Genomic DNA, 25062 nt, shown 5'->3' with positions numbered 1-25062 from the left:
CACCGATCGCGGCGTTCAGCGGCGTGTCAGGCCTGACCGACGAGAGGGGTCGGGCGGCATGTCCGACCTCGGGGCATGCGCCGGCATCCCTGATCGGGCGCCGTCAGAACTTGCCCGTGTGACGGGCCGTGCGGTGGCGTCCGAGCCGGTCGGAGAGTTCCGCGACGAAGGTGTCCGACAGCGGAGGCCAGCCCCAGAACTCGAAGGTCAGCGCGCCCAGGGCGTACGCGTCGGGCCAGCGCCACTCCGTCACCGGGGAGGCGGCGCCGCAGGACCGACAGACGGCGCTCCCCCGGCCCGTGGCTTCCCAGGTCTCGACGGCCGCCCGGAACGGGCCCCACAGGGCCGGGTCCGCCTCGAAGGAGGCGGGGTAGTCGATGAAAGTGGTGCGCGCGCCGCAACGCGGGCAGTCGACGTACTCTGCGTCGTCCTCCCCCTGGCCCGCCACATGATGGTGACGCCCCGTCACCACCGCCAGCGGGCCCGGCTCCCAGCCCGCGTCGGCCACCGCACGCGGCCAGTGAGGTCCGGGCACATGGCCCTCATTCACGTAGAGGCTGTAGACGCCGGTGGCGTCCGTCTGCCGGGTCACGATCTGCTCGGCGACCAGCCAGTCCACCAAGCGGGCCCCCAGCTCCGGCGCCTCCTCCTGGGCGACGTCCAGGTCGACGACCCGCTCGAAGTAGTCCCCCACGTCTCTTGCTCCTCTCCCCCGTCCGCCCACCGGTCCGGGCAGCCCCATGTCCCATGTCGCATCTCGCATGCCCACTGTGCCACCCCGGCAGGGTCGGCTCGGCGAGCCGGACGCCCGAAGCTGCACGCGGGGCCGGACCCCTCATGCGGTGCCCCGCCAAGGCCGTGACGTACGCGGCTCGTGCGGCAGCTGCCATCATCGTGGGATGGCAGGCAGGCAGCTACCGGCAGGCTGGACGCTGGAAGAGATCCGGGAGGTCTCCGGCGACCGGGAGGCCACACCTCTCGACACCGATCGCGTCGTGCTGGGCTGGCCGTCCCAGGACGAGCGGCTCCACCCCGAGATCGTCCTGGGATTCCACGGACTGTGCCTGGTGAAGGCCGTCAACGACGACGACTGGTATATGGGCAGCCTCAACGACGACGGCAGCGTCATCTGTTGGAGCGCCTACGGCGACCTGTACGAGGCACTCCGCGGCCTGTAGGACCCGCCCACTGCCGCTCAGGTCGTCACGACCGCGGTCGCGGCGATCCTGTCGCTCATGGTCACCCACATGGCCTTCCGCCTCGTGCCACCCGACGAACGGGGGGAAGTCCAGGTCGCGAAGCCAGGGGCGACCGGTTCCGTGGCCGAAGCCTTCCCGGTTGGCGGTCGGCCGGGGTGATCGGGTATCTGTACCGGACGACGGAACAGGCGGTGGGGGGAGTTGACCGTGGTGGTGCGATGGTGGCGGCCTGCGGTGCCTCATCAGCCGGGGGCCTTTCATGTCTGACTCTCGGCGATCCCAGCGTCGGCGCGTGGTCTCCGAGCTGCGGGCGCAGGGCCGGTACGGGCCCGAACTGCGCGACGTGCTGCCGGTGTTCGCAGGCCTTGGCCTGTCCGTGCTCGCGGCCGTCCTGGGGTTCGTCTGGCTCTACCGCACGCAGGGCATCGCCTCTTTCGCGCTCGCTCTGGTCCTGGCCGCGGTCGGCGGGAGTGCAGGGTTGCGTCTGCGCCAGGGAGTCGTCCGCCGGCGCGGTGGCCGCTACACCGCCGCGGAGCTGGCCGACCTCGACGACCAGGGCCTGGTGGTGGCGGCTGCACGTATGTTGCGGCGTGACGGCTATCAGGTGGTCGACCTGACCGCGCGGAAGGGGCGGCCGCGCCTGTACGCACACGATGGGCAAGGCCGCGAACTCGACGTCGCGTTCCGCCCCGTATCGACGCCGGGTGGGGACGAGACCATCAGCGGACCCGCTCCTCTACGAGAGACGGGCCGCCCCGGTACCGGCCACCCGATCAGCATCGTCGTCCACCGCGGCGAGTTCAGCCGCTCGGACGTGCTCTGGGCGTCCCGTCAGGACGGCCTCCACCTCCTCGACGGCCACCAGCTCCATCGCTGGGCCACCGGGCAGTCGCTGGAAGAGCTGGGGCTCCCACCGCAGGCGCGGCAGGGGCCGCGCCGTTGACGCGAGCCGGCGGGTGACCGTCGTCGATACGGGCCGCCGGCCACTCTCGCCGGTCCACACGCGACCCGGACGCGCCTCAGGCCTGATGTGATCGCTTTCGTACCAGCCGAGTTCTGGTGATGACCGCGGACGCAGGTGCGGACGTATTCCCGTACCCGGGCACGCGTGTGGCCCGGCCGCGATGGCCGGGCCACGGACGAAGACGCGGTCGTGAAGGGCGGTCGCCTACGCGGCGAAAGGCACTGCAGGGCTTCAGCCGAGCGATCGTCCCTGCAGGCAATAGGTGAGGCCCGGGGACACTGTCCCCTTCACGACCACACCCCCCACAACAGCACGAACACGGCGGGCATTCCCGCCCCACGGCCGGATGTCCCTGAGGGACGGAATCGCAGGTGTGGGCCGCCCGGCCGAATTACGGCACGGTTGTACGGAACCGGAGCAGCAGGTCCGTCCGACCGCGCGAGTCCCGTTGTCGGCGGGTGAGCCACACCGACAGGATCCCGGCTCCCGTCACGAGTGCACCCATCAGCCTGTAGGGCGGGCGCTGCAGACTTCGAGCGCTGGGGCCGGGGACCGGCCGCCCCGGGGTCCGCCGGCGCCCCCGACTCACCGGCATCGCCACCACGGGCGCCGTCCGCGACCGTCTCACCCGCCGCGGCCCTCACCCGATGCGTCACGCCCGCCGCTGGCTGGCCGCGTCCGCCGCCGTACTCGTGCTGGCCGCCTCGGGCATCGCGGTGCGCGGCGTCCACCTCGGTGTGGAGTTCACCGGTGGCCGCCTCATCGAGTACGCCACCTCCGGCCCCGTCGACCCGGACAGGGCCCGAACCGTGCTCGCGGAGGCCGGATTTCCCCGCGCCGTCGTGCAGTCCTCCGGCGGCACCGGTCTGACCGTGCGCACCGATCCGCTGACCGACGCCGAGGAAGCCGAGGTGACGGGCACCGTGCGCGGCCTCGCCGACGGGGCGGACAAGGTTCGTGACGAGTTCATCGGGCCCAGCCTCGGCCAGGAGCTGCGGCGCGCTGATCGCGCTCGCCGTGGCCCTCGGAGCGCAGCTCGTCTACCTCGCGGCGCGCTTCCGCTGGCTGTTCGGCACCGCCGCGGTCGCAGCCCTCGCGCACGACGTGGTGATCCTCGTCGGCGTCTTCGCCTGGCTCGGCAAGCCCGTCGACGGCGTGTTCGTGGCTGCCCTGCTCACGGTCATCGGCTACTCGGTCAACGACTCCGTGGTCCTCTTCGACCGCGTCAGGGAGCTGGTCCGCAGATCCCCCGAGGCGCCACTGCCCGGCATCGTCGACCGGGCGATCCTGCAGACCCTGCCCCGCACCGTGAACACCGGCATGGGTGCCGCCTTCATCCTCACCGCCCCGACCCTGCTCGGCGGGTCCTCACTCACCGATTTCGCCCTGGCGCTCCTCGTCGGCGTCGCGATCGGCACGTACTCCTCCGTCTTGACCGCCGCTCCCCTGGCCGTGCAACTCCACCGGCGCGGCGACCGGGCCCGCACACCCCGCCGGCCCTGACCCGACCGGCAGATCCGTCCGTCGGCTCGGCTCCGGCCCGGTGTACGCGGAAGGGCCACCGGGCATGCCTGGCCGACCACTGCCAGGGCCGGTTCGCCGGGGCCCGCGCCACGACCGGGGACTCGGACGTCGGCGCCCCGACGCGGCCGCCTTCCCTCCCGGCCGTGTTCATCCGTTCCCACAGACCTCTATCAGCCACTATGAGGGGAAAGATCCGTCTCACTTGGAGGTCCCGCATGCGACGTGACGGTTTTCCCGCCCCGGACACGGGGCTCCTGGTGACTCATTTTCTGACGGTGGCCGACGTGGCGCGGTCCCGTGCCTTCTACACCGACGTTCTCGGCGGCGAGGTGGTGCTCGAGGAGAACCCCTGCACCATCAAGCTCGCCAACGGATGGATCATCATGAACCCCGGCGGCGGACCCACCCCGGACAAGCCGGACGTCACCCTGCGCCCGCCCACCGACCCGAGCACGGTCAGCTGCTTCCTCAACCTCCGCGTCGCCGACATCGAGGCATGTCACCGGGAGTGGAGCGCCAAGGGGGCCGAGTTCCTCACGCCGCCCATCGACCGCAAGGCCGAGCTGCGGTGCTACTTGCGCGACCCGGACGGCTATCTCATCGAAGTCGGGCAGGCCACCGGCATGCTGCGCGGCGTCTACGCCGACCCGCCCGCCGGCACGAGCTAGATCTTGGTCGGCTCCGGGCGAGCAGGCGGATGCGCTCGCGCACTGATCAGCACTCAACGCCCGGGCAGACAGCGACCGGTGGCCGGTACGCGCGCCGGCACCAGCACTTGTGCACCGCTCTCGCCAACAGGGCGGCCCTCTCGCAGAGTTCATGCGCTCAGGGCACCAACAGCGGCACGTCCGAGCGCGCGAACGACGGTAAGCGGTTGTCGAATTGAGCGCCGCCGAAGGCCCGCCGCAGCTCGCCGATGACGACCGGACCAGGGCCGCGCCCGGGGCCGGACGCCCTGCCGGAGCGCACGGTGGCGTGAAGGCGCCGTAGGCCTTGGCCGATCAGTGGATGCAGCACCAAATCTTGAGCACAATTTCCACACATCCCTCTCTTCATACTGGCCCCGATGGTCTAGATTGACCGTGCTTCAGCTGTTCGGACACGAGGCGACCAGTAAGGATCCATAGGTCCTGCGCCATGGGAAGCGGGCAGTCGCGTCCCGGCGCCAGACGTGGGGGTGATCAGTTCTCGGAGCCCGGGAGGGGGCCTTGGGTGCGGGGAGCACCCGAGGATGCGATGGGTTCCAGCGCCTCAAGAGTCCGACAGGGCATTCAAGTCTGCTGCCGCCAGGGCGGGTTGACCCAGCAGCGCTGAAACAGCCGGGATGTCGTGCGCGAGGGGCGAGGCCTCCCTGGGGGAGGAACAGCGCGGCGCGGGAGGCGGGGGCCTCCCGGGGGAGAGGAACAGTGTTAGGCGAACACGTCGAACCACTGGGGACCTGGGGGGTTCTGTGCGGCAAGGGGGACTAGTAAGCCCGTTTCCGTCGGCGCGCGAGCGTCTGGGGGACGGCGCAATCAGACAGCCCGCGATCGAATGGGAGCAGCGGTACAGGCGTGCCGTGATGACCAGCGATACCGCGGCCACCGCCTTCGTGGTGGCCGCGATCGGCAAGTTCTTCGGCGCCCGGGACGCGGCCAACTGGCATGAGAAGTGGGGCATTCTCGCGTTCTGCACCGAGCTGCTGGTGCTGGGGTCGCTCGCGGTGAGCCGGTCGTGGGCTCCGGCCGTACTCGGTCAGGGCGCCGAGGAGTTCCGCCGGCTCGGACGCTCACTGTTCACGGCGACCGTCGTCCTGGCGCTCGGCGGGATCGCTCTCACTTCGCGCAACATCAAGCTCTGGATCTTCGTCGCGATCCCCGCGATCGCACTCGTCACGATGACCGCGCGGTATCTGCTGCGCCTCTGGCTGCACAAACAGCGGAAGGAAGGGCGGTGTCTGCGCCCGGTGCTCGCCGCCGGGAGCCCGGCCACCGTGCACGACCTGATCAACCGGACCCGCAAGTTCCCGCACCTCGGCTGGCGGGTGGACGCCGTGTGCACGACGGACGGACTCGGGACCGACGGTGACCAGATCGACGGAGTACCGGTCGTCGGCCGCCTGTCGGACGTCGCGGGCCACGTCCACCGCGACGGCTACCGCGTCGTCGCGGTCACACCGGACCCGCACTGGTCGCCCGACCGGCTGCAACGGCTGGCCTGGAACCTCGAAGGCAGCGACGCCGAGATGGTGGTGGCCCCCGTGCTGATGGAGGTGGCCGGTCCCCGGCTGCACATCGACGCGGTGCTCGGAATCCCGCTGCTGCGGGTCAGCATGCCGACCTTCACCGGGGGACGCCGGGCGGTCAAGGGGGTCGTCGACCGGATGGGCGCCGCGATCCTGTTGCTGCTGTTCGCGCCGCTGATGGTGTTCGTCGGGCTGCTCGTGCTGGCGGACAGCCGGGGCGGGGCGTTCTACCGCCAAAGACGGGTCGGCAAGGACGGCCGCGAGTTCACCATTCTCAAGTTCCGCACCATGGTCGCCGGGGCCGACCGGGCCCGTGCCGAGCTCGCCGACCGCAACGAAGGCGCGGGCCTGCTGTTCAAGCTCCGCCGGGACCCCCGGGTGACCCGGGTGGGAGCGGTGCTGCGCCGGTACTCGATCGACGAGCTCCCGCAGCTCTTCAACGTGCTCACCGGATCGATGTCGCTCGTCGGTCCACGGCCTCCGTTACCGGAGGAGTCCGCCGCGTACGGCCCGGACATCCGGCGTCGCCTGCTGGTCAAGCCCGGCCTCACCGGCCTGTGGCAGATCAGCGGACGCAGCGACCTGTCGTGGGAGGAGGCGGTCCGGCTGGACCTGCGGTATGTGGAGGACTGGTCGCTCGCCCTGGACACAGTGATCTTGTGGAAGACGCTGCGTGCGGTGGTCTACGGGCAGGGGGCGTACTGATGCGTGGGGGTCAGCAGGGGCTTCGTACTGCCGGCGCACGGACCGCAGGCCGGGTGGGCCTGTGTGGGGGGAGGAACGGGTCGTGAGAGTCAGCGTTTTCGGGCTCGGCTACGTGGGCTGTGTGTCGGCCGCGTGCCTGGCCAGCATGGGCCACGAGGTCATCGGGGTGGACGTGAACCAGGTGAAGGTCGACCTGGTCAACGACGGCAAGGCCCCGGTGGTCGAGGAGCGTATCGGCGAGCTCATCGCCGAGGTCGTACGGACCGGAGCGTTACGCGCCACCTCCGACGTCCGCGAGGCCGTCATGAACAGCGAGGTGTCGCTGGTCTGCGTGGGCACGCCCTCGGAGCCCAACGGCAGCCTGTGCACCACGTACTTGGAGCGAGTCACCGAGCAGATCGGCGCCGCGCTGGCCGAGCGGGGCGGTCGGCACACCGTCGTGTTCCGCAGCACCATGCTGCCGGGCACCTGCCTGAACCTGCTGGTACCGATCCTGGAGAAGTACGTCGGCGGCACCGCCGGCGTGGACATCGGGGTCGCGGTCAACCCGGAGTTCCTGCGCGAGGGCACGAGCGTGCGGGACTTCTTCGACCCGCCCAAGACCGTCGTCGGCGAGCTCGACGGGGCAAGCGGCGATGCGGTGCTGGCGCTGTACGAGGGCTTGCCCGGCGAGGTGTTCCGGGTGCCGATCCCGACGGCCGAGGCGATCAAATACGCGGACAACGCGTTCCACGGCCTCAAGATCGGCTTCGCGAACGAGCTGGGCGCGGTGTGCCAGGCGCTCGGGGTGGACTCGCATCAGGTGATGGACGTGTTCCTGGCCGACCGCAAGCTGAACATCAGCCCCGCCTACCTGCGGCCCGGTTTCGCCTTCGGTGGCTCCTGCCTGCCCAAGGACCTGCGCAGCCTGGTCCACGCGGCACAGCGGGCCGATGTCTCGGTGCCCATCCTCTCCCACGTGCTGCCCTCCAACTCCGACCATCTGCAGCGCGCTGTGGAGCTGGTCGAGCGGACGGGCAAGCGCCGGGTGGGCCTGTTCGGACTGTCCTTCAAGCCCGGCACCGACGACCTCCGCGAGAGCCCGCTCGTCGAGCTGGCGGAGAGGCTCTTCGGCAAGGGGTACGACCTCAAGATCTACGACGCCAATGTGAGCCTCTCCCGGCTGCTCGGCGCGAACCGCGAGTACATCGAGAGCCGGCTGCCGCACCTCGCGCAGCTGCTCGCGGACTCCGTCGGCGAGGTGCTCGAGCACGCCGAGGTGTGCCTTGTCGGGACCCGGGATCCGGCCGTGCTCTCTGCGCTGCCCCATGGCGACAGCCCGGTGATCGTCGATCTCATCCACCTTCCCGACGCCAAGGCGCGCCGGGCCGAACCGGGGTACATGGGCCTTGCTTGGTGACACGACCAGTAGCGACCGGCAGGACCGGCGCGCGCTGATCCTGGTGGAGAACCTGTCGGTGCCGTTCGACCGGCGGGTGTGGCAGGAATGCACGACGCTGCGCGACGCCGGCTGGAAAGTGCACGTCATCTGTCCTCAGGGGAGCAAGCGGGACACCGAGCCGGAGGTCGAGATCGACGGGGTGCGCATCCACCGCTACCCGTTGCGCGCGGCCACCGGAGGGCCGGCCGGCTATCTCCAGGAGTACGGCACGGCGTTGTGGCACACGCTCCGGCTGGCCCGCAAGGTCGGCCCGGTCGACGTGGTCCACGCCTGCAATCCGCCCGACCTGCTGTTCCTGCCGGCGCTGTGGCTGAAGCGGCGCGGCGCGCGGTTCGTCTTCGACCAGCACGACCTCGTACCCGAGTTGTACCTCTCCCGGTTCGACCGCGGTAAGGATCTGCTCTATCGCGCCGTGTGCGCACTGGAACGGCGGACCTACCGGGCCGCGGACGTCGTGCTCGCCACGAACGAGAGTTACCGCGACGTCGCACTGCGCCGCGGCGGCAAGCGGCCGGCGGACGTCTTCGTGGTGCGCAGCGCGCCCGACATCGACCGGTTCCACCCGGTGCCGCCCGAGCCGGAGTTGAAGCGCGGCAAGCCTCATCTGCTGTGCTACCTCGGGGTCATGGGCCCGCAGGACGGCGTCGACTACGCCTTGCGGGCTCTCGCGAAGCTGCGTGACGAGGTCGGGAGGACCGACTGGCACGCGGTGTTCGTCGGCTCCGGCGACGCCTTCGACGCGATGGTAGAACTGTCCCGGAAGCTCGGGCTCTCGGAGCAGGTGCAGTTCACCGGGCGCATCCCGGACGCCGACCTGGTGCGCTACCTGTCGACCGCGGACGTGTGCCTCTCCCCCGACCCGCACAATCCGCTCAACGACGTGTCGACCATGAACAAGGTCCTGGAATACATGGTGATGGGCCGGCCCATCGTCTCGTTCGACCTCCGGGAGGCCCGCGTCTCCGCCGGTGACGCCGCCGTCTACGCGCCCGCCAACGACGAGGCCGAGTTCGCCCGGCTCATCGCGCTGCTGCTGGACGATCCGGAGAAGCGGGCCCTGATGGGCAAGGTCGGCCAGGAACGGATCAGCGGGCCGCTCTCCTGGCGGAACTCCCAGCGCTCGCTGCTCGCCGCCTACGCCGCCGCCTGCCGTGACGATGCTCCGGTGTCGCCGGCGGGCGCCGACCGCGCAGGGTGGAGGCCGCACCGTTGAACGACGACACGATACGCCTGGTCACGATCGGGCGGATTATCCGTCGACGCTGGCGGCTTCTCACCATCCTCGCCGTGGTGGGTGCGCTCGTCGGATACGGCACCTCCTTGCTGTTTCCTCCGCGATACACGACGTCGGCATCGGTACTGCTGCCGGGGGCGTGGGAGGAGCGCGAGCTGCTCACGCAGACGGAGATCGCGACCAGTTCGGTCGTGCTCGACCACGCGGCTGCCACACTCCACTGGTCCGGGGTCAGCGGCAGCGATCTGCGAGATCGGGTGAGCGCCAAAGCCGCCGACGGGAACATCATCAAGATCTCGGGCACGGCCGAGACCCCGGAGCGCGCACAGCAACTCTCCGACCAGGTGGCCCAGCAGTTCGTCACATTCGCCGCGCGGCTCGTGGACGACAACACCGACCCCGAAGAGGCGGCGCAGCTCGAGGAACTCCAGCAGATGGTGGTGCAGACCAGCCGCCGCATCACCGATCTGGCCGATTCGGCCGATCCGGGGCAGACCGTGGAGAGCGTGCAGACCCGCACCGAGCTCGAGAAGCTGCGCACCTCGCTGCAGGAGGCCATCACCAAGCTGGACCAGGCCGACCCGGCTTCCCACAAGGCCAACATGGTCGTCATGGGGCCCGCGGGCCGGCCGGCCGGCGAGGCGCCGCCGACGAGGACGCAGCTCGTCGTCGGCGGGGCGCTGTTGTTCTTCCTGTTCGCGGTCATCGGCCATCTCACCGCCGCACGGATGAGTCGCCGACTGCGCACCCAACCGGAGATCGCCGCTGCGCTGGGATCGGCGCTGCTGGGTACCGTCGACGTACCCGGCGAACGGACCGCGCACCGGCCGGAGGACCGCGGCCCGCGGGCCCGGATGCGCCGGCTGCTGGGCGTCGACGTCCGGTGGGACATACCGGCCCCGCAGACGTCCGGCGACGAGGCCAGCAGGCAGATCCGTTACCGACGGGTCTGCGCCCGCCTCCGGGACGAGCTGCCGGCCCCGCATCGGCTGCTGGTGGTCGTCCCGGACGGCGACGAGATCGCCCGCCGGGCCGCCGGGCAGCTCGTCGCCGTGGCCGAGAGCGATCCCTCCCCGGGCTCTTCGAGCGAGGGATACCCCACGCTGCGGGTGGTGGAGGTTTCGGTGTCCCAGCCGATGGTGCCGGACCGCGGCGACGAGACCGGTGCCCTGGTCGTGCTCAGCGCGGGCAGCTGGACGGCAGGGGAGCTCGCCGGCATCGCCGAGGCGTGTGCGGACGCCGAGCACGAGGTCGTCGGCATCGTCCTCGCCGGCCTGGTCCAGGCCCGCCCGACGCGGTCCGCCGGACGTCCTCGGGATGCCGCCACGCCGGTGCTCGCGGTGGGGTACGACGCGAAGGGAAGTTCAGGGTGACGACGAGTACGACTTCGGAGTCGTCGGCCGCCGCTCCACTGCTCGATCTGCAGGCGCTGGTGGTGTCGGTGCGCAGGCGCCGTCGCTTCTGGTGCTCCGTGGGGCTGCTGGGGCTGCTGGTGGGCGGGGCGTTGGCGGTCCTGATGCCGCCGTCGCCGACCGCGGTGACCAAGGTGCTGGTCGCGCATCAGGAGGACCAGCCGAACGACCCCGGAACGCTGATCCGCACCGACGTGGCGCTGCTGCAGACCACGCGGATCGCCGACAAGGCCCTGCGGTCCCTGGACTCCCCGGAAAAGCCAGAGGACTTCATGCGGGACTACGGGGCCGTCGGCTTGACCAACAACCTGATGCAGATCACTGTGACGGCCGACAGCGACGCGGAAGCGGTGGCGCGCGCCAAGGCGCTGGCCGACGCGTTCGTCGCGGACCATGTCAGGCGGATACAGGCAGCCGCGGACGCCGAGTCCAAGGCCCTGCTCGATCAGCGTGACCGGATGCGGAACGAACTCGCCAAGGTCAACAAGGCGATCGGAGACGCATCGCCGGAGAGCGGACCGAAGGCGTCGGCGAACCTGGAGTCGCTCTTCGCCCGCCGGGCCGAACTCACCTCGCGGATCACCGATTTCGGGCAGCGCGCCGCTGAGGCGCGCATCGGCACGCCCCAGCTCGTCGCGGGCACGCAGGTCGTGGACGCGCCGCGCGCGTTGCGGTACTCCCTGCCCCGGACCGCTGCCACCAACGCCGCGATCGGGCTCGTCCTCGGGCTCGTCCTCGGCCTCGCGGTGGCAGCGGTGGGCACGGTGGTGGCGGACCGCCCCGTGCTGCGCCGGGACATCGCGGCGAACCTCGGCGCCTCGGTCATCTCGGAACTGCCCCGCCGGTCGGGCAGGTTGTGGCGGCGCCGGCGGATCCGGTCGGCACGCGAACGGCTCACCACGTCCCTGGCCCGCACCGTCCGCAGCTCCGCGGATCCGGTGTCGCTGCTGGAACTGGGCTGTGCGCGCAGCACCAGCGTGATCGCCCTGGACCTCGCCCGGGCACTTGCGGCGGACGGGCCGGTGGTCGTCGTCGACGGTCTCCCCGGCCCGCAGCTCGCGAGACGCCGCCCGAGACCGGGAGACCCGACCGTGGTCAGCGGCGAGCGTGCCGCGGCCCTGTCGCAGCAGGAACTCCGGCTCGGCGTCGGCTCGGTGGCGCCCGGCACGGCGTGGACCGACCTCCAGTACCTCGGCACTCAGACCGTGCTCGTCGTGCGCGCCGGACACGGCAGCGCCGCATGGCTGCACACCGTGGCACGGCAGCTCGCGGACCAATCCATTCCGGTGATCGGTGTGGTGCTGATCGACCCCGATCCGCGTGACCGGACCGACGGCACGCTGTGGGACGGGCTGCACACGGCGCTGCGCGGCCAGAACGAGCGGCTGGCCCGCCAGAACGGGACGGGGCGGCGGGCCGAGCGGTTGCCGATGTGGGCGACTCGGGGCCCGGACAGCGACCAGGAGGCGCGCTAGCACATGTGTGGCATCGCAGGCACATACCGATGGCCGGACGGGAAGGTCGTGGCCGATCGGCTGACCGACACCCTCGCCCACCGCGGTCCGGACGGAGCGGGCCGCTACAGCCACTCCGCCGGTGACGGCGAAGTGCACCTCGGGCACCGTCGGCTGGCCATCATCGACCTGTCCGGGACCGGCGCCCAGCCGATGGTCTCGGACGGCCTCGTCCTGACGTACAACGGCGAGCTGTACAACGCGCCCGAGCTGCGTGCCGAGTTGTCGGCCTCTGGGGTGCGCTTCCGCGGTACCTCCGACACCGAGGTGCTCCTCGAGGCCTGGCGGCGGTGGGGCACCGAGTGTCTGCCCCGGCTGCGCGGTATGTTCGCGTTCGGGATCTTCGACGAGCGCACCGGTGAACTGGTGCTCGCCCGCGACCAGCTCGGCATCAAGCCGCTGTTCCTGCTCCGGCGCGGCGAGGGCCTGGTGTTCGCCTCCGAGCTCAAGGCGCTCGCCGCCGCGACCGGCGGCAAGCTGGAGGTGGACCCCGCGGCGCTGGTCGCCTCGCTGCTCTACTACTGGGTGCCGGACTCCCGCTGCGCGTACCGCGAGGCGGAGAAGCTGCCGCCGGGGAGCTGGGTGCGGTTCCGGCCCGACGGCCGGGTGGAGCGCGGCCGGTACTGGAACCTGAAGGACGTCGCCGCCGAGGGCCGGGACCGGGCCCGGGCCGGTGAACTGCCGGACCTGGCAGCGATCGTCGAGGAGTCGACCCGGCGCCACCTGCTCTCCGACGTACCCGTGGCGACCTTCCTCTCCGGCGGTCTCGACTCCAGCTGGCTGACCGCCCTCGCGGCCCGCCACCGACCCGGGATCTCCGCGTACACGATCGGATTCCGCGCCGAGGACGCCAGGTTCGAGGCGATGCCGGACGACCTGCGCTACGCCCGGCAGGTGGCCGAGCGGTTCGGCGTCGACCTGCACGAGATCGAGATCGCCCCGAACGTGCTCGACCTGCTGCCGCAGATGACGTACCACCTGGACGAGCCGATCGGCGACCCCGCCGCGATCAACACGTTCCTGATCTGCTCGGCCGCCCGGGAGGCCGGGGTCAAGGTGATGCTCTCGGGAATGGGCGCCGACGAGCTGTTCGCCGGTTACCGCAAGCACCTGGCCAACCTGATCGCGCTGCGCTACCAGCGCGTCCCGCGGCCGCTGCGACGCGGCCTGTCCAGGGCCGTGGACCGGCTGCCGGTCGCCACGGCCCGCCGCGGGTACCGGTCGGTGCGCTTCGCGAAGCGGTTCCTGTCCTTCGCCGATCTGCCGGAGGAGACGGCGTTCCGGCGCAGCTACACCATGTACGACCAGGACGAACTGCTCGCCCTGGTCGACCCGGACCTGGCCGGGACGGTGGACGACGTGCTCACCGAGCACGCGGACGTCTACCAGGACAACGACCTCGACGACTTCGTCAACCGCATGTGCCTGGGCGACGCCCGGATGTTCCTGCCGGGCCTCAACCTCACGTACACGGACCGCTCCAGCATGGCCGCGTCGACGGAGGTGCGGGTGCCGTACGTGGACGTCGAGGTGGTCAGGGCGGCGTTCGCCGTGCCCGGTGATCGCAAGATCGTCGGCCGGCAGGGCAAGGCCGTCCTCAAGAAGGCGGCCACCTCGATCCTGCCCCAGGAGATCGTGTACCGGCCCAAGGGCCTGTTCAGCGCACCGCTGCGCGCCTGGATGAGCCGGGACCTGGCACCGCTGGTGCGCGAGGTGGTCAACGACGGTGTGCTCGTCAACTCGGGGCTCCTGCGCCGCGACGCGCTGGCACGCATGGTCGCCGAGGACGCCGCCGGGCAGCGGGACTTCTCCAAGCATCTGTGGCACGTGCTGACGCTCGAGTACTGGTATCGCGACGCGACCTCTGGCTCCGGCCAGAGCCAAGCGGCTTGACGGCGTGGAAAAAAGAGGAGCTCGGGTGAAACAGGTTGTTCAGAACTACAAGAGCGGCGAGCTGGCGGTGCTCGACGTGCCGGTGCCGGGATGCAAGCCGGGCGGCGTGCTGGTCCGCACGGTCTTCTCGCTGATCTCCACCGGGACCGAGCTCATGAAGGTGTCCGAGGCCGGCATGTCGATGCTGGGCAAGGCCCGCTCCCGGCCGGACCAGGTGGCCAAGGTCATGCAGAGCGTGGCCACCAACGGGGTGCCCGCCACCTACCGCAAGGTGATGGGCAAGCTGGACTCGTACACGCCGCTGGGGTACTCGCTGTGCGGTGTGGTCGAGCAGGTCGGTACCGGGATCGACGACGTGAAGGTCGGCGACCTCGTGGCCTGTGCCGGCAACGAGCACGCGCTGCACGCCGAGCTGAACTGGGTGCCGAAGAACCTCTACGCCCCGGTGCCGGACGGCCTCGCGCCGCGCCACGCCGCCTTCGGCACCGTCGGGTCGATCGCGTTGCAGGGCGTCCGCCAGGGCGAGTCACGACTCGGCGAGGTGGCGCTCGTCATCGGGCTCGGGCTGATCGGGCAGCTGGTCGTGCAGCTCCTCGCCGCCTCGGGAGTCCGCGTCGTCGGGGTCGACCCCGACCCGGCACGCTGCGAGCTCGCCGAGAGCCTGGGCGCGGCGGCCTGCGGCGATCCCGCGTCCGCGGCCGTCGAAGCCGCCGTCGCCGAACTCACCGACGGTCACGGCGTGGACCAGGTGTACCTGGCCGCAGGCGGCGGCAGCAACCAGCCCGTCGAGCTGGCCGCCCGGCTCTGCCGGGACCGTGGCCGGGTCGTCGACATCGGCAAGTGCCGCCTGGACCTGCCGTGGAACGCGTACTACGAGAAAGAGCTCGACGTCCGCTTCTCCCGCAGTTACGGCCCCGGACGCTACGACCCGGAGTACGAGCTGGAGGGACGGGACTACCCGATCGGCTACGTGCGCTGGACCGAGCGCCGCAACCTGGCGTGCTTCCTCGACCTCGTCGCCCGCGGCCGCGTCGACGTGGAGCCCCTGGTCTCCCACATCGCCGACTTCGACGACGCGGTCGAGACGTACCAGCGCCTGAAGGACGGCGACCTGAAGGCCGTGGCCGTGCTGTTCCGGTACCCGGAACACGCTGCCGAGGCGGAGGCCCCCGCGGTGGCCGTGCCGGCGGTGAAGCGAGGCAGCCTCGAAGCGCCCGCCCCGACACGGGCCGCCAGGACGCCGGTGCGGCTCGCGTTCGTCGGCGCGGGCAACTACGCGACGTCGATGCTGCTGCCGCACCTGGCACAGCGCGACGGCGTCGAGCTGTCGACCGTCGTCACCACGACGGCGCTGTCCGCGGCCAACGCGCAGCGCAAGTTCGGCTTCGCCGAGGCGACCACCGATCTCGACGCCGTGCTCGGCGACAAGTCCGTCGACGCGGTGTTCGTGGTCACCCGCCACAGCTCGCACGCCGAACTGACCCGGAAGGCGCTGCTGGCCGGCAAGACGGTGTTCGTGGAGAAGCCGTTGGCGCTCACCGAGGACGAACTGGCCGGCGTGCTCGCCGCGGTGGAGGAGTCCGGCAACGACCGGCTTCAGGTGGGCTTCAACCGCCGGTTCGCGCCACTGCTTCAGGAGGCCAAGAAGCGTTTCGGCGCCCGGACCGGGCCGGCGAGCCTGCGCTACCTCGTCAACGCGGGGCAGCTGACCCACGGCAGCTGGTACCTCCAGCAGGGCACCGAGGGCTCGCGGTTCGCCGGCGAGGGCGGCCATTTCATCGACACGGCGAGCTGGCTGCTCGACGCCGATCCGGTCTCGGTGTACGCGGTCGCCCCGTCCGGCAACGAGGACCTTCAGGTCGTCCTGCGCTACCCGGACGGGTCCACCGCCAGCATCAGCTACGTCACCACCGGCGCGCCCGGCTTCCCCAAGGAGACGCTGGACCTGGTCGCGGACGGCAAGGTGCTGCGGCTCGACGACTTCGTCCGGGCCTCGGTGTACGCCCGCAAGCGATGGGTCAGTTCGCGGCTGCCCAAGGCCCGGGACAAGGGCCAGTCCGCCGAACTGGCCGCGTTCGTCAAGGCCGTACGGACCGGCGGTCCGATGCCGGTGCCGCTGGAGTCGCTGGTCGCCACCACGTCGGCCACCCTCGCCGTACAGGCCGGCCTGGCCGGCGGCGCGCCCGTGACGCTGGCGAGTGCCCGATGACCATGAGCGCGGGCTGGTACCTGCGGCGGCTCTCGCGGATGGGACCGCGGGAGGTCGGCGGCCGGGTGGGCGACGTGGTGCGCAGGCGCCGGTGGCGGTCGGCGCTGCCGGACCGCCCGAGCGTGACCGGCGCCCGCTTCACCGCGGTCCTCCCCGCGGGGGCGGTCGCCGCGGTGCCGCCGGACGCCGCGAAACGCCTCGTCGCCGAGGCGGACCGGCTGATGGACGGGCACGGCGAGTTCTTCGGGGTGGACCGCGAGGACCTGGCCGACCCGGACTGGTCGTACGACCCGAAGACCGGGCGCCGGGCTCCGCAGGTCTACGCCTTCGACGTGCCGTACCGCGACGAGAACGCGGTCGGGGACATCAAGCAGATCTGGGAGCCGTCCCGGCACCAGTACCTCACCGTGCTCGCCGCCGCCTACGCGGTCACCGGGGACGAGCGGTACGCCGAGCGGGTGGCCGAGCACCTGCGGTCGTGGTGGGCGGCCAACCCGCCGCTGCGCGGAGTGCACTGGGTCAGTGGCATCGAGCTGGGCATCCGGCTGCTTTCCTGGGTGTGGATCCGCCGACTGCTGGACGGCTGGCCGGGCGCGGCCGACCTGTTCGAGGCCAACCCGGTGGCGCTGGACCAGATCTGGCACCACCAGCGCTGGCTGGCCGCCTTCCCCAGCCGGGGGTCCTCGGCGAACAACCACGTCATCGCCGAGGCCGCCGGGCAGTTCGCCGCGGCCTGCGCGTTCGGGTGGTTCTCCTCCTCGGCGCGCTGGCGCGCCGACGCGCTGCGGTCGCTGGACCGGCATCTGCGCGGCAACACCTTCGGTTCCGGCCTGAACCGTGAGCTGGCCACCGAGTACCACGGTCTGGTGCTGGAGCTCGGCTTGGCCGCCCTGGCCGAGGCGGACGCCGCGGACGTGCAGGTCCCCTCGACGGTCCGGCTGGTGCTGTTGCGGATGACGGACGCGCTCGCGGCCGTCGTGGACAACCGGCTGCGGCCGCCGCGTCAGGGCGACGCGGACGACGGGCACGGTCTGATCGTGGACGGCGGGGGCACCGACCGCTGGGCCTCGCTGCTGGCCACGGGAGACGCCGTGTTCGGCCGGCTCGACTGGTGGCCGACGGTGACCGGCACCGATGTGCGCACTCCGCTGCTGGCCGCGCTCGTCCGACCGTACTCGAAAGACGAAAGAACCGCGCCGGCCGTGTCCCGCCCGGACAGCCGGCCGGCCCGTTTCGCCGACGCCGGCATGACCGTCCTGCGTGGTCCGGAGGAGATCTGGGTCCGCTGCGACGGTGGTCCGCACGGGTTCCTGTCCATCGCCGCGCACGCCCACGCGGACGCGCTGTCCGTGGAGGTCCGGCACGACGGGGTCGACGTCCTCGCCGACCCGGGGACGTTCTGCTACCACGGGCAGCCCGAGTGGCGGCAGTACTTCCGCTCCACACTCGGCCACAACACCCTGGAGCTGGACGGCACCGACCAGTCCGTCTCCGGCGGCCCCTTCCTGTGGACCCGGCATGCCCGCAGCCGCGTCCTGACCGCGGAGACATCCGGCGAAGGCGTGGCCCGCTGGTCCGCCGAGCACGACGGCTATCGGCCTTCCGTGCACCGCCGGCGCGTGGAGCTGACGGCCGCGAGCCGGGAACTGAGGGTGGTCGACGAGGTCCGCGGCCGACACAGCCCGCGCCGGGCCGTGCGGCTGGCGTTCCACCTCGGCCCGGCGATCACCGCGGAGCTGACGGGCAACCGGGCAGTGCTCACTTGGAATCGGGACGGCGAGGACCGCTCCGCGGTGCTCGACCTGCCCGAGCGGCTGAGCTGGCGGGCGCATCGCGGCGAGACCGACCCGCCGCTGGGCTGGTACTCCGCCGGTTTCGGGCGCAAGGAACCCACCACGACCCTGGTCGGCACCGGCACCGGCACCGGCACCAGCACCGGCTCCGCCGACGGCGCGGAGGGCTTCACCACCGTGCTCAGGTTCCGCGGCTAGGGGGGCGCGTGGGCATCAAGAGGCGGCACTGGGCGTTGGCGGCGGCACCGCTGACGCTGGCCCTGCTGGCGGCGACCGGCTGTGAAGGCACCTCGAGCGCCCGGTCGAAGCCGGCCGCTGCGCCACCCACGCCCGTGGCCCGGGTGTGCGCCAAGCCCGCGGCCGGGCCGACGAAGGCACCGGCGGGCGCGGTGACCGTCGACCCCGAGGTGGTCGGTGACCTGGCGGCGAAGACCAAGAGCAGCCCCCCGAACACCACGTTCTGGCTTCGCCCGGGCAAGCACAGGCTCGACCCGGACCGCTACGCCCAGGTCATCCCCAAGAAGGGGAACCGCTACCTCGGTGCGCCGGGCGCGGTGCTCGACGGCCGGAGGAAGAACCAGTACGCGTTCGGCGGTACCGCCCGCGACGTCACCATCGGCTACCTGACCGTGCAGCGTTTCGTGGCGCCGCCCGACGAGGGCGTGGTCAACCACGACTCGGCCGACGGGTGGGTGATCGAGCACGCGACGATCCAGCGCAACTCCGGCGCCGGACTGATGGCCGGTGACCGCCAGCAGGTCCGCGCCAGCTGCCTGCGCGAGAACGGCCAGTACGGCATGAACGCGTACAAGGCCACCGGCCGTATCAGCGACCTGGTGGTCGAGGACAACGAGATCGTGGGCAACAACACCGACGACTGGGAGCGGCGGCGGAAGGGCTGCGGCTGCACCGGAGGCATCAAGTTCTGGGCCGTCAACAGCGCCGACGTACGCGGCAACTGGGTGCACGACAACCGCGGACCCGGGTTGTGGGCGGACACCAACAACAACGACTTCCGCATCGAGAAGAACGTGCTCGAGGCCAACGACGGTGCCGCGCTGATCTACGAGACCAGCTACAACGCGGTCATCCGGAACAACACGATCCGGCGGAACAACTGGGTCGAGGGCCGCAGGGAAGCCGACCGCGGCGACAGCTTCCCGTACGCGACCGTCTACCTGTCCGAGTCCGGCGGCGAACCACGGATCCGAGCCCGCACCCACAAGATCGAGATCTACCGGAACGTGCTGGAGAACAACTGGTCCGGGATCACCCTGTGGGAGAACGCCGACCGGTTCTGCAACAGTCCGGCCAACACCTCGTCCGGTGACTGCACCTTGCTGGTGCGGGACACCGACCGCTGCGCGAAGCCGGCCATCGCCACCGCACCGCTATACGCCGACTGCCGGTGGAAGACCCAGCGGGTGGACATCCACGACAACCGCTTCGCGCTGGACAAGTCCGTCCTCCAGTGCACGGTGAAGTGCGACCGAATGGCGGTGCTGGCCAACTATGGCACCTATCCGGACTGGTCGCCGTACCAGGGCAAGCGGGTGGCTGACGCGATCACCACCGAGCAGCACAACCGCTGGCACGACAACGTCTACGTCGGCCCCTGGAAATTCGTCGCCCACGACCCGAGCCGGGTGCTCGACTTCGGGCAGTGGCAGGGCACGCCCTACCGGCAGGACACGGGCAGCACCCTCGACCCACAGGCCGGTGGTTGAGATGGCCGGGGGTCTGCGGCGCGAGGCGCTGCCGGACGGTGCGGGTGCGGCGGGCACGCAACCCGGCGCCGAACCGCGCCCTGCCGGCACACCGAAGACCGTCGGAATCGTCTGGGGGCTGCTGATCCTCAACACGCTCGGCTCCGCCGGGGCGAAGACCATCGTCCCGCTCCCCCGCTCCCTCATCCAGATGGTCACCATGGGCGCGCTGGTCGCCGCGTTCGCGCTGGCACTCGCAGTCAATCTCCGGCTGAGCATCCGGCCCAGCGCCTTCGTATTCCTGCTCACCCTGCTCCTGGTACCGAGCGTGATCTCCAGCGCGAACCTGGAGTCCGGGTTCGGCGCGCTGTTCCGCTGCGCCCGGCTGGCTCTCTTCGTCGGCACGCTGTGGCTGCTCAGCCGCTGGTGGGACGGCGGCCTGACGTTCGTCCGGCACCACATCCGGATGTACTTGGCAGTACTCGCGTCGGTGGCGGCCGGCCTGGTCGCCTCACCGGGCGCGGCCCTGCCCGACCTCTACGGCGGGCGGCTGGTCGGCGCGTTGTGGCCGCTCACCCCGCCACAGATCGGACAGTACGCCGCGGTGATCATCGGGCTGACCGTGCTGCTCCTTCTTGGCCGCCGGACCGACAGGACCAGCGCGGCGGTGGTCATCGTGCCGTCACTCGTCCTGCTCGCGCTGACCCATACCCGGACGGCCACGCTCGGCCTGCTCATCGGGCTGGCGTTGGCGATCGGCTCGCTCGTCCTGACCAGCGCCGCCGCGCGCCGGTTCTTCGCCTGGGCGGTGCTGTGCGTCACGGTGACCGCGGTGGGGTTCGCCTCCGCGCTGCAGACGTGGTTCCTGCGCGGACAGAGCCAGGAGAACTTCGCCAGCCTCACCGGCCGGGCCAAGGTGTGGCACGCCCTGCTGGCAGCGCCCCGGACGACCACGGAATACCTGTTCGGCGCCGGCCTGGGCGACAAGTCGTTCGGCGGGCTGCCGATCGACAACAGCTGGCTCGCCGTCTACAACGAGCAGGGCATGACCGGCGTCGTTCTGGTGGCGGCGATCGTCATCGTGCTGGGCGGCGTCGCGTTGCTGCGGCCGCCGTCGCTGTCGAGGGCCTGCGCGATCTTCCTGATCAGCTACTGCGCGATCGCGTCGTACACCGAAGCCGGGCTGGGCGACGCCTCGCCGTATCTGCTGCATCTGGCGGTGGCCGCCTCGCTGCTGGCGGCTCCTGCCGCGGCCACTCCCCTGTCGACGCCCGATGTCCCTCGCCGACGCATCCCGCGATGGACCCGACGATCGGAGGTGACCTGAGCATGCACGTCCTCGTGGTGCACAACCGCTACGCCTCGGCGCAGCCGAGCGGGGAGAACAAGGTCGTCGACCAGGAGGTGGCGCTGCTGCGCGGGGCCGGCCACCAGGTCGACGTGTTCGAACGGCGCAGTGACGACATCGGCGCCCGGTCCCTGCTGGGCAAGGCGGCGTTACCGCTGCTGGTCCCGTGGAACCCGGCGGTCCGCACGGAGCTCGCAGCCCGGCTTCGCACCGAGCGGCCCGACGTGGTGCACATCCACAACGTCTTCCCGCTCCTGTCGCCCGCGGTGGTGGCCGCCTGCGCCGACGCCGGTGTGCCCGCCGTGGCCACGCTGCACAACTACACCCAGATCTGCCCGCCCGGCACGCTGCAGCGGGACGGCCGGCCGTGCACCGAGTGCGTCGGGTCCACGCCGCTGCCCGCCGTCCGGCACGGCTGCTACCGGGGCTCCCGCCTCGCGACGGTGCCGCTCGCGGTCAGCATGTCGGTCAACCGGCGGCGCTGGTGGTCCGGCGTGGAACGGTTCTTCTGCATCTCCGCGGCGCAGCGCGACGTCCTGGTGCGGGCCGGCATGCCGGCCGAGCGGCTGGCGGTGAAGCACAACTTCGTGCCCGAACCGGCCACCCGCCGAGATGGCGATGGGAAGCATCTGCTCTATCTCGGACGGCTCGCGGAGGCCAAGGGCGTGCGGCTGCTCATGGCCGCGTGGGACGAGATCGCCGCCGACGGCGGTGTGGGCGTGCCGCTCGTGATCGCCGGCACGGGGCCACTGGAGGGTGAGGTGACCACGTGGGCGGCGGGCCGGGACGACGTGCGCTATGTCGGCCTGTACGACACGGCGGAGTGCGGAAAGGCCATCGCGCGGTCGGTCGCCGTGGTGGCTCCCTCGACGTGGCTGGAGGCGTTCGGCCTGGTGGTCGTGGAGGCCATGGCGGCGGGGGTCCCGGTCGTCGCCGCCGGTCACGGTGCCTTCGTCGAACTCGTCGAGGACGGGGTGACCGGGCTGCTGCACCGGCCGGGCGAGCCCGACTCGCTCGTGTCCTGCATACGCCGGATCGCGGGCGAGCCGGCCCCCAACCGGGACATGGGCCAGGCGGCCCGGCGCCGTTACGAGCAGGCTTTCAGCCCGGCCGTCGGCCTCGATCGCCTGATGGATGAGTACCGCACCGCGATCGCGGGTCGGTCAGCACTGGCTCGTGGCGGGGACACCCGCGCGAGCAGGGGGGATGGGGACAGTAGATGACACGATGCCGACTCTGCGGCTCAAAAGCGATGGCGAGCGTCGTCGACCTCGGGGCGACGCCGCCGTGCGAGAGCTTTCTCGCCGCGGACCAACTGGACAAGCCGGAACCGGCGTACCCGCTGCACCTGCGGGTCTGCACGGACTGCTGGCTGGCGCAGATCCCTCCGCTGATCACGCCGGAGGAGACCTTCAGCGAGTACGCGTACTTCTCCTCCTACTCGACCTCCTGGGTGGAGCACGCGCGCACGTTCGTCACCGACGCCGTACAGCGGTTGGGTCTCGGCACCGACGCCTTCGTGGTCGAGGTCGCGAGCAACGACGGGTACCTGCTGAAGCACGTCGTGGACCGCGGGATCCGCTGCCTGGGCATCGAGCCCTCGGTGAACGTCGGCGCCACGGCGCGGGACGCGGGTGTGCCAACGCTCACGGAGTTCCTCTCCCCGGACACCGGCTCGGCCGTCCGCGCCGAACACGGCCCGGCGGACCTGGTCGTGGCCAACAACGTGTACGCGCACATCCCCGACGTGGTCGGGTTCACCCAGGGGCTGCGTGCCCTGGTCGCCGACGACGGCTGGGTCTCCATCGAGGTGCAGCACCTGCTGACCCTGATCGAGGAGAACCAGTACGACACGATCTATCACGAACACTTCCAGTACTACACGGTCGCGTCCGCGATCCGGGCGCTGGCGAGCGGCGGACTCTCCCTCGTGGACGTGGAGTTGCTGCCCACGCACGGCGGCTCCATCCGGCTGTGGGCCCGGCCGGCCGAGGCGGCCGGCGAGCCGAGCGGCCGGGTGGCCGAGGTCCTTGACCGGGAGAAGGCGGCCGGGCTGCAGGAGCTGTCCGGGTACACCGAGTTCTCCGCCCGCGTGGCGAAGGTGCGCCGGGATCTGCTGCGGTTCCTCATCGACGCGGCCGAGCGTGGCGAGACGGTCGTCGGCTACGGCGCCCCGGGCAAGGGCAACACCCTGCTCAACCACTGCGGCATCCGGCCCGACCTGCTCTCCTACACGGTCGACCGCAACCCCTACAAGCACGGCAGATTCACCCCGGGCACCCGCATCCCGATCCTGTCGCCCGACCGGATAGCCGCCGACAAGCCGGACTACGTCCTCGTCCTGCCCTGGAACCTGCGGGCCGAGCTGGTCGAGCAGCTGTCCTTCGTGCACGACTGGGGCGGCCGGCTCGTCTTCCCCATTCCGGAACTGAGCATTGTCGAGGTCAAGGCATGAAGGTCGTACTGTTCTGCGGCGGCTACGGCATGCGTATGCGCAACGGAGCCTCCGACGACGTGCCCAAGCCGATGGCGATGGTCGGCCCGCGGCCGCTGATCTGGCACGTCATGCGCTACTACGCGCACTTCGGGCACACGGAGTTCATCCTGTGCCTCGGATACGGGGCCCACCACATCAAGGACTTCTTCCTCAACTACGAGGAGACCACGTCCAACGACTTCGTGCTGCGCGGCGGGCGGACCGAGCTGCTGTCCACGGACATCGCCGACTGGACGATCACGTTCGCGCAGACCGGCATCGAGTCGCCCATCGGGGAGCGGCTGCGCCGGGTACGGCACCACCTGGACGGCGACGAGATGTTCCTCGCCAACTACGCCGACGTGCTCACCGATGCCCCGCTTCCGGAGATGATCGACCGCTTCGCCCAGCGCGACGCCGGTGCGTCGATGATGGTGGTGCCGCCGCAGTCCTCGTTCCACTGCGTGGACCTGGGTGAGGACGGCCTGGTGGGGGGCATCACCGCGGTGAGCGACATGCCCCTGTGGGAGAACGGCGGCTACTTCGTGCTCCGCCAGGAGGTCTTCGACCACATCCCCGAGAACGGGGACCTGGTCGCCGACGGCTGTGCCCAACTGGCCAAGCGCGGAAGGCTGGTGGCGCACCAGCACCGCGGCTTCTGGAAACCGACCGACACCGTCAAGGAGCGGGCCGCGCTCGACGACGCCTACACCCGGGGCGAGCGCCCATGGGCCGTGTGGGAGCGGGACGGCGCCGCTGTGTGGACCGCGTGATCCGGCTCGGGGCCGAGCGCCTGGACCGGATCGTCGCGGTGGGCGCGCACTGCGACGACATCGCCATCGGCGCCGGCGGCACGCTCCTGACGCTGTGCCTCGCGCGCCCGGGCATCCGCGTCGACGTGCTGGTGCTCTCCGGCGGTGGCAGCGAGCGGGAGCAGGAGGAGCAGGCCGCGCTCGCCGCCTTCTGCCCCGGTGCCGACCTGCGGCTGACCGTGCGCAAGCTTCCCGACGGCCGGCTGCCCGCGCACTGGGACGAGGCCAAGGCCGCGGTCGAGGAGCTGCGCGCGGGGACGGAGCCGGATCTCGTGCTGGCTCCGCGCACCGACGACGCGCACCAGGACCACCGCGGTCTGGCCAAACTGATGACCACCGCGTTCCGCGACCACCTGGTGCTCGGCTACGAGATCGTCAAGTGGGACGGCGATCTCGGCCGTCCGACGGTCTACCAGCAGTTGTCGCCGGAGATCGCCGAACAGAAGGTGCGGCTGCTCCAGGAGCACTACCCCTCGCAGCAACACCGGCCCTGGTACGACCGCGAGGCCTTCCTCGGCCTGGCCCGGATCCGCGGCATCGAAAGCAACGCGCGCTACGCCGAGGCGTTCGCCGTCACCAAACTCACTCTCAACCTGGGGGAATGAACC

General features: G+C 71.1%; 18 protein-coding genes and 1 pseudogene. 18 read left to right on the top strand and 1 reads right to left on the bottom strand.

All coding sequences use genetic code 11. From position 1 onward, the window contains the following. Positions 1 to 103: 103 nt before the first annotated feature. Complete coding sequence (locus H305_RS0109140; RefSeq protein WP_028800130.1) at positions 104 to 694, bottom strand: hypothetical protein; 591 nt, start codon at positions 692 to 694, stop codon at positions 104 to 106. A 205-nt stretch (positions 695 to 899) separates the two neighbouring features. On the opposite strand from H305_RS0109140, the gene H305_RS0109135 reads away from it, so the two are divergent. From H305_RS0109135 to H305_RS0109050, 18 genes and pseudogenes are all read left to right on the top strand, one after another. Then, the gene (locus H305_RS0109135) at positions 900 to 1178 is read left to right on the top strand and encodes a hypothetical protein (protein ID WP_051370461.1); all 279 of its coding nucleotides are present in this window, start codon (positions 900 to 902) and stop codon (positions 1176 to 1178) included. Between the two features lie 313 nt (positions 1179 to 1491). After that, positions 1492 to 2142, top strand: a complete 651-nt coding sequence (locus H305_RS0109130) for a hypothetical protein (RefSeq protein WP_234020679.1) — start codon at positions 1492 to 1494, stop codon at positions 2140 to 2142. A 578-nt stretch (positions 2143 to 2720) separates the two neighbouring features. After that, positions 2721 to 3666, top strand: a pseudogene (gene secF / locus H305_RS45080) (protein translocase subunit SecF); the annotation flags it as partial. A gap of 236 nt (positions 3667 to 3902) precedes the next feature. Continuing rightward, entirely contained in the window at positions 3903 to 4355 is a 453-nt protein-coding gene (locus H305_RS0109120; RefSeq protein ID WP_028800126.1) for a VOC family protein, read from the top strand. Positions 4356 to 5137: 782 nt separating this feature from the next. Further along, positions 5138 to 6616 (top strand): sugar transferase, encoded by a 1479-nt coding sequence (locus H305_RS0109115; RefSeq protein WP_028800125.1) that lies wholly within the window; start codon positions 5138 to 5140, stop codon positions 6614 to 6616. Positions 6617 to 6698: 82 nt separating this feature from the next. Further along, on the top strand, positions 6699 to 8015 hold the full coding sequence (locus tag H305_RS0109110) for a nucleotide sugar dehydrogenase (protein WP_028800124.1): 1317 nt from the start codon (positions 6699 to 6701) through the stop codon (positions 8013 to 8015). After that, positions 8005 to 9270, top strand: coding sequence for a glycosyltransferase family 4 protein (locus tag H305_RS0109105; protein ID WP_028800123.1), 1266 nt, complete (start codon positions 8005 to 8007; stop codon positions 9268 to 9270). The genes H305_RS0109110 and H305_RS0109105 overlap by 11 nt, the downstream gene beginning before the upstream one ends. Continuing rightward, positions 9267 to 10664, top strand: coding sequence for a Wzz/FepE/Etk N-terminal domain-containing protein (locus H305_RS0109100; protein WP_028800122.1), 1398 nt, complete (start codon positions 9267 to 9269; stop codon positions 10662 to 10664). Before H305_RS0109105 ends, H305_RS0109100 begins: the two co-directional genes overlap by 4 nt. Further along, positions 10661 to 12178, top strand: a complete 1518-nt coding sequence (locus H305_RS0109095) for a Wzz/FepE/Etk N-terminal domain-containing protein (protein WP_028800121.1) — start codon at positions 10661 to 10663, stop codon at positions 12176 to 12178. The genes H305_RS0109100 and H305_RS0109095 overlap by 4 nt, the downstream gene beginning before the upstream one ends. A gap of 3 nt (positions 12179 to 12181) precedes the next feature. Further along, complete coding sequence (asnB, locus tag H305_RS0109090) at positions 12182 to 14110, top strand: asparagine synthase (glutamine-hydrolyzing) (protein ID WP_028800120.1); 1929 nt, start codon at positions 12182 to 12184, stop codon at positions 14108 to 14110. Between the two features lie 25 nt (positions 14111 to 14135). Beyond that, positions 14136 to 16319: a bi-domain-containing oxidoreductase gene (locus H305_RS0109085; protein ID WP_028800119.1), complete on the top strand. Its 2184-nt coding sequence runs from the start codon at positions 14136 to 14138 to the stop codon at positions 16317 to 16319. Next, on the top strand, positions 16316 to 18310 hold the full coding sequence (locus H305_RS0109080; RefSeq protein WP_028800118.1) for an alginate lyase family protein: 1995 nt from the start codon (positions 16316 to 16318) through the stop codon (positions 18308 to 18310). The genes H305_RS0109085 and H305_RS0109080 overlap by 4 nt, the downstream gene beginning before the upstream one ends. Positions 18311 to 18318: 8 nt before the next feature. Further along, positions 18319 to 19839 carry a right-handed parallel beta-helix repeat-containing protein gene (locus H305_RS0109075; RefSeq protein ID WP_028800117.1) on the top strand — a complete coding sequence of 507 codons (1521 nt, stop codon included), beginning with the start codon at positions 18319 to 18321 and terminating at the stop codon, positions 19837 to 19839. 1 nt (position 19840) lies between these two features. Further along, on the top strand, positions 19841 to 21145 hold the full coding sequence (locus H305_RS0109070; protein ID WP_028800116.1) for a membrane protein: 1305 nt from the start codon (positions 19841 to 19843) through the stop codon (positions 21143 to 21145). After that, complete coding sequence (locus H305_RS0109065) at positions 21118 to 22389, top strand: glycosyltransferase (RefSeq protein WP_234020672.1); 1272 nt, start codon at positions 21118 to 21120, stop codon at positions 22387 to 22389. Before H305_RS0109070 ends, H305_RS0109065 begins: the two co-directional genes overlap by 28 nt. Continuing rightward, positions 22386 to 23621 carry a class I SAM-dependent methyltransferase gene (locus tag H305_RS0109060; protein WP_028800114.1) on the top strand — a complete coding sequence of 412 codons (1236 nt, stop codon included), beginning with the start codon at positions 22386 to 22388 and terminating at the stop codon, positions 23619 to 23621. The genes H305_RS0109065 and H305_RS0109060 overlap by 4 nt, the downstream gene beginning before the upstream one ends. After that, positions 23618 to 24415 carry a glucose-1-phosphate cytidylyltransferase gene (locus tag H305_RS0109055; RefSeq protein ID WP_028800113.1) on the top strand — a complete coding sequence of 266 codons (798 nt, stop codon included), beginning with the start codon at positions 23618 to 23620 and terminating at the stop codon, positions 24413 to 24415. Before H305_RS0109060 ends, H305_RS0109055 begins: the two co-directional genes overlap by 4 nt. After that, positions 24412 to 25059, top strand: a complete 648-nt coding sequence (locus H305_RS0109050; protein WP_028800112.1) for a PIG-L deacetylase family protein — start codon at positions 24412 to 24414, stop codon at positions 25057 to 25059. The genes H305_RS0109055 and H305_RS0109050 overlap by 4 nt, the downstream gene beginning before the upstream one ends. Positions 25060 to 25062 lie beyond the last annotated feature (3 nt).

This window comes from Streptomyces sp. 142MFCol3.1, assembly GCF_000424945.1.
Classification (GTDB): domain Bacteria; phylum Actinomycetota; class Actinomycetes; order Streptomycetales; family Streptomycetaceae; genus Streptomyces; species Streptomyces siamensis.
The sequence above is the reverse complement of the archived record's forward strand: the minus strand, read 5'-3'. Positions and strand labels throughout refer to the sequence as shown.

Bases quoted from the DNA above. Each gene is read 5' to 3' on its own strand.
- H305_RS0109135 (WP_051370461.1), top strand. From the start codon at position 900: ATGGCAGGCAGGCAGCTACCGGCAGGCTGGACGCTGGAAGAGATCCGG.
- H305_RS0109120 (WP_028800126.1), top strand. From the start codon at position 3,903: ATGCGACGTGACGGTTTTCCCGCCCCGGACACGGGGCTCCTGGTGACT.
- asnB (WP_028800120.1), top strand. From the start codon at position 12,182: ATGTGTGGCATCGCAGGCACATACCGATGGCCGGACGGGAAGGTCGTG.
- H305_RS0109080 (WP_028800118.1), top strand. From the start codon at position 16,316: ATGACCATGAGCGCGGGCTGGTACCTGCGGCGGCTCTCGCGGATGGGA.
- H305_RS0109070 (WP_028800116.1), top strand. From the start codon at position 19,841: ATGGCCGGGGGTCTGCGGCGCGAGGCGCTGCCGGACGGTGCGGGTGCG.
- H305_RS0109065 (WP_234020672.1), top strand. From the start codon at position 21,118: ATGGACCCGACGATCGGAGGTGACCTGAGCATGCACGTCCTCGTGGTG.
- H305_RS0109060 (WP_028800114.1), top strand. From the start codon at position 22,386: ATGACACGATGCCGACTCTGCGGCTCAAAAGCGATGGCGAGCGTCGTC.
- H305_RS0109055 (WP_028800113.1), top strand. From the start codon at position 23,618: ATGAAGGTCGTACTGTTCTGCGGCGGCTACGGCATGCGTATGCGCAAC.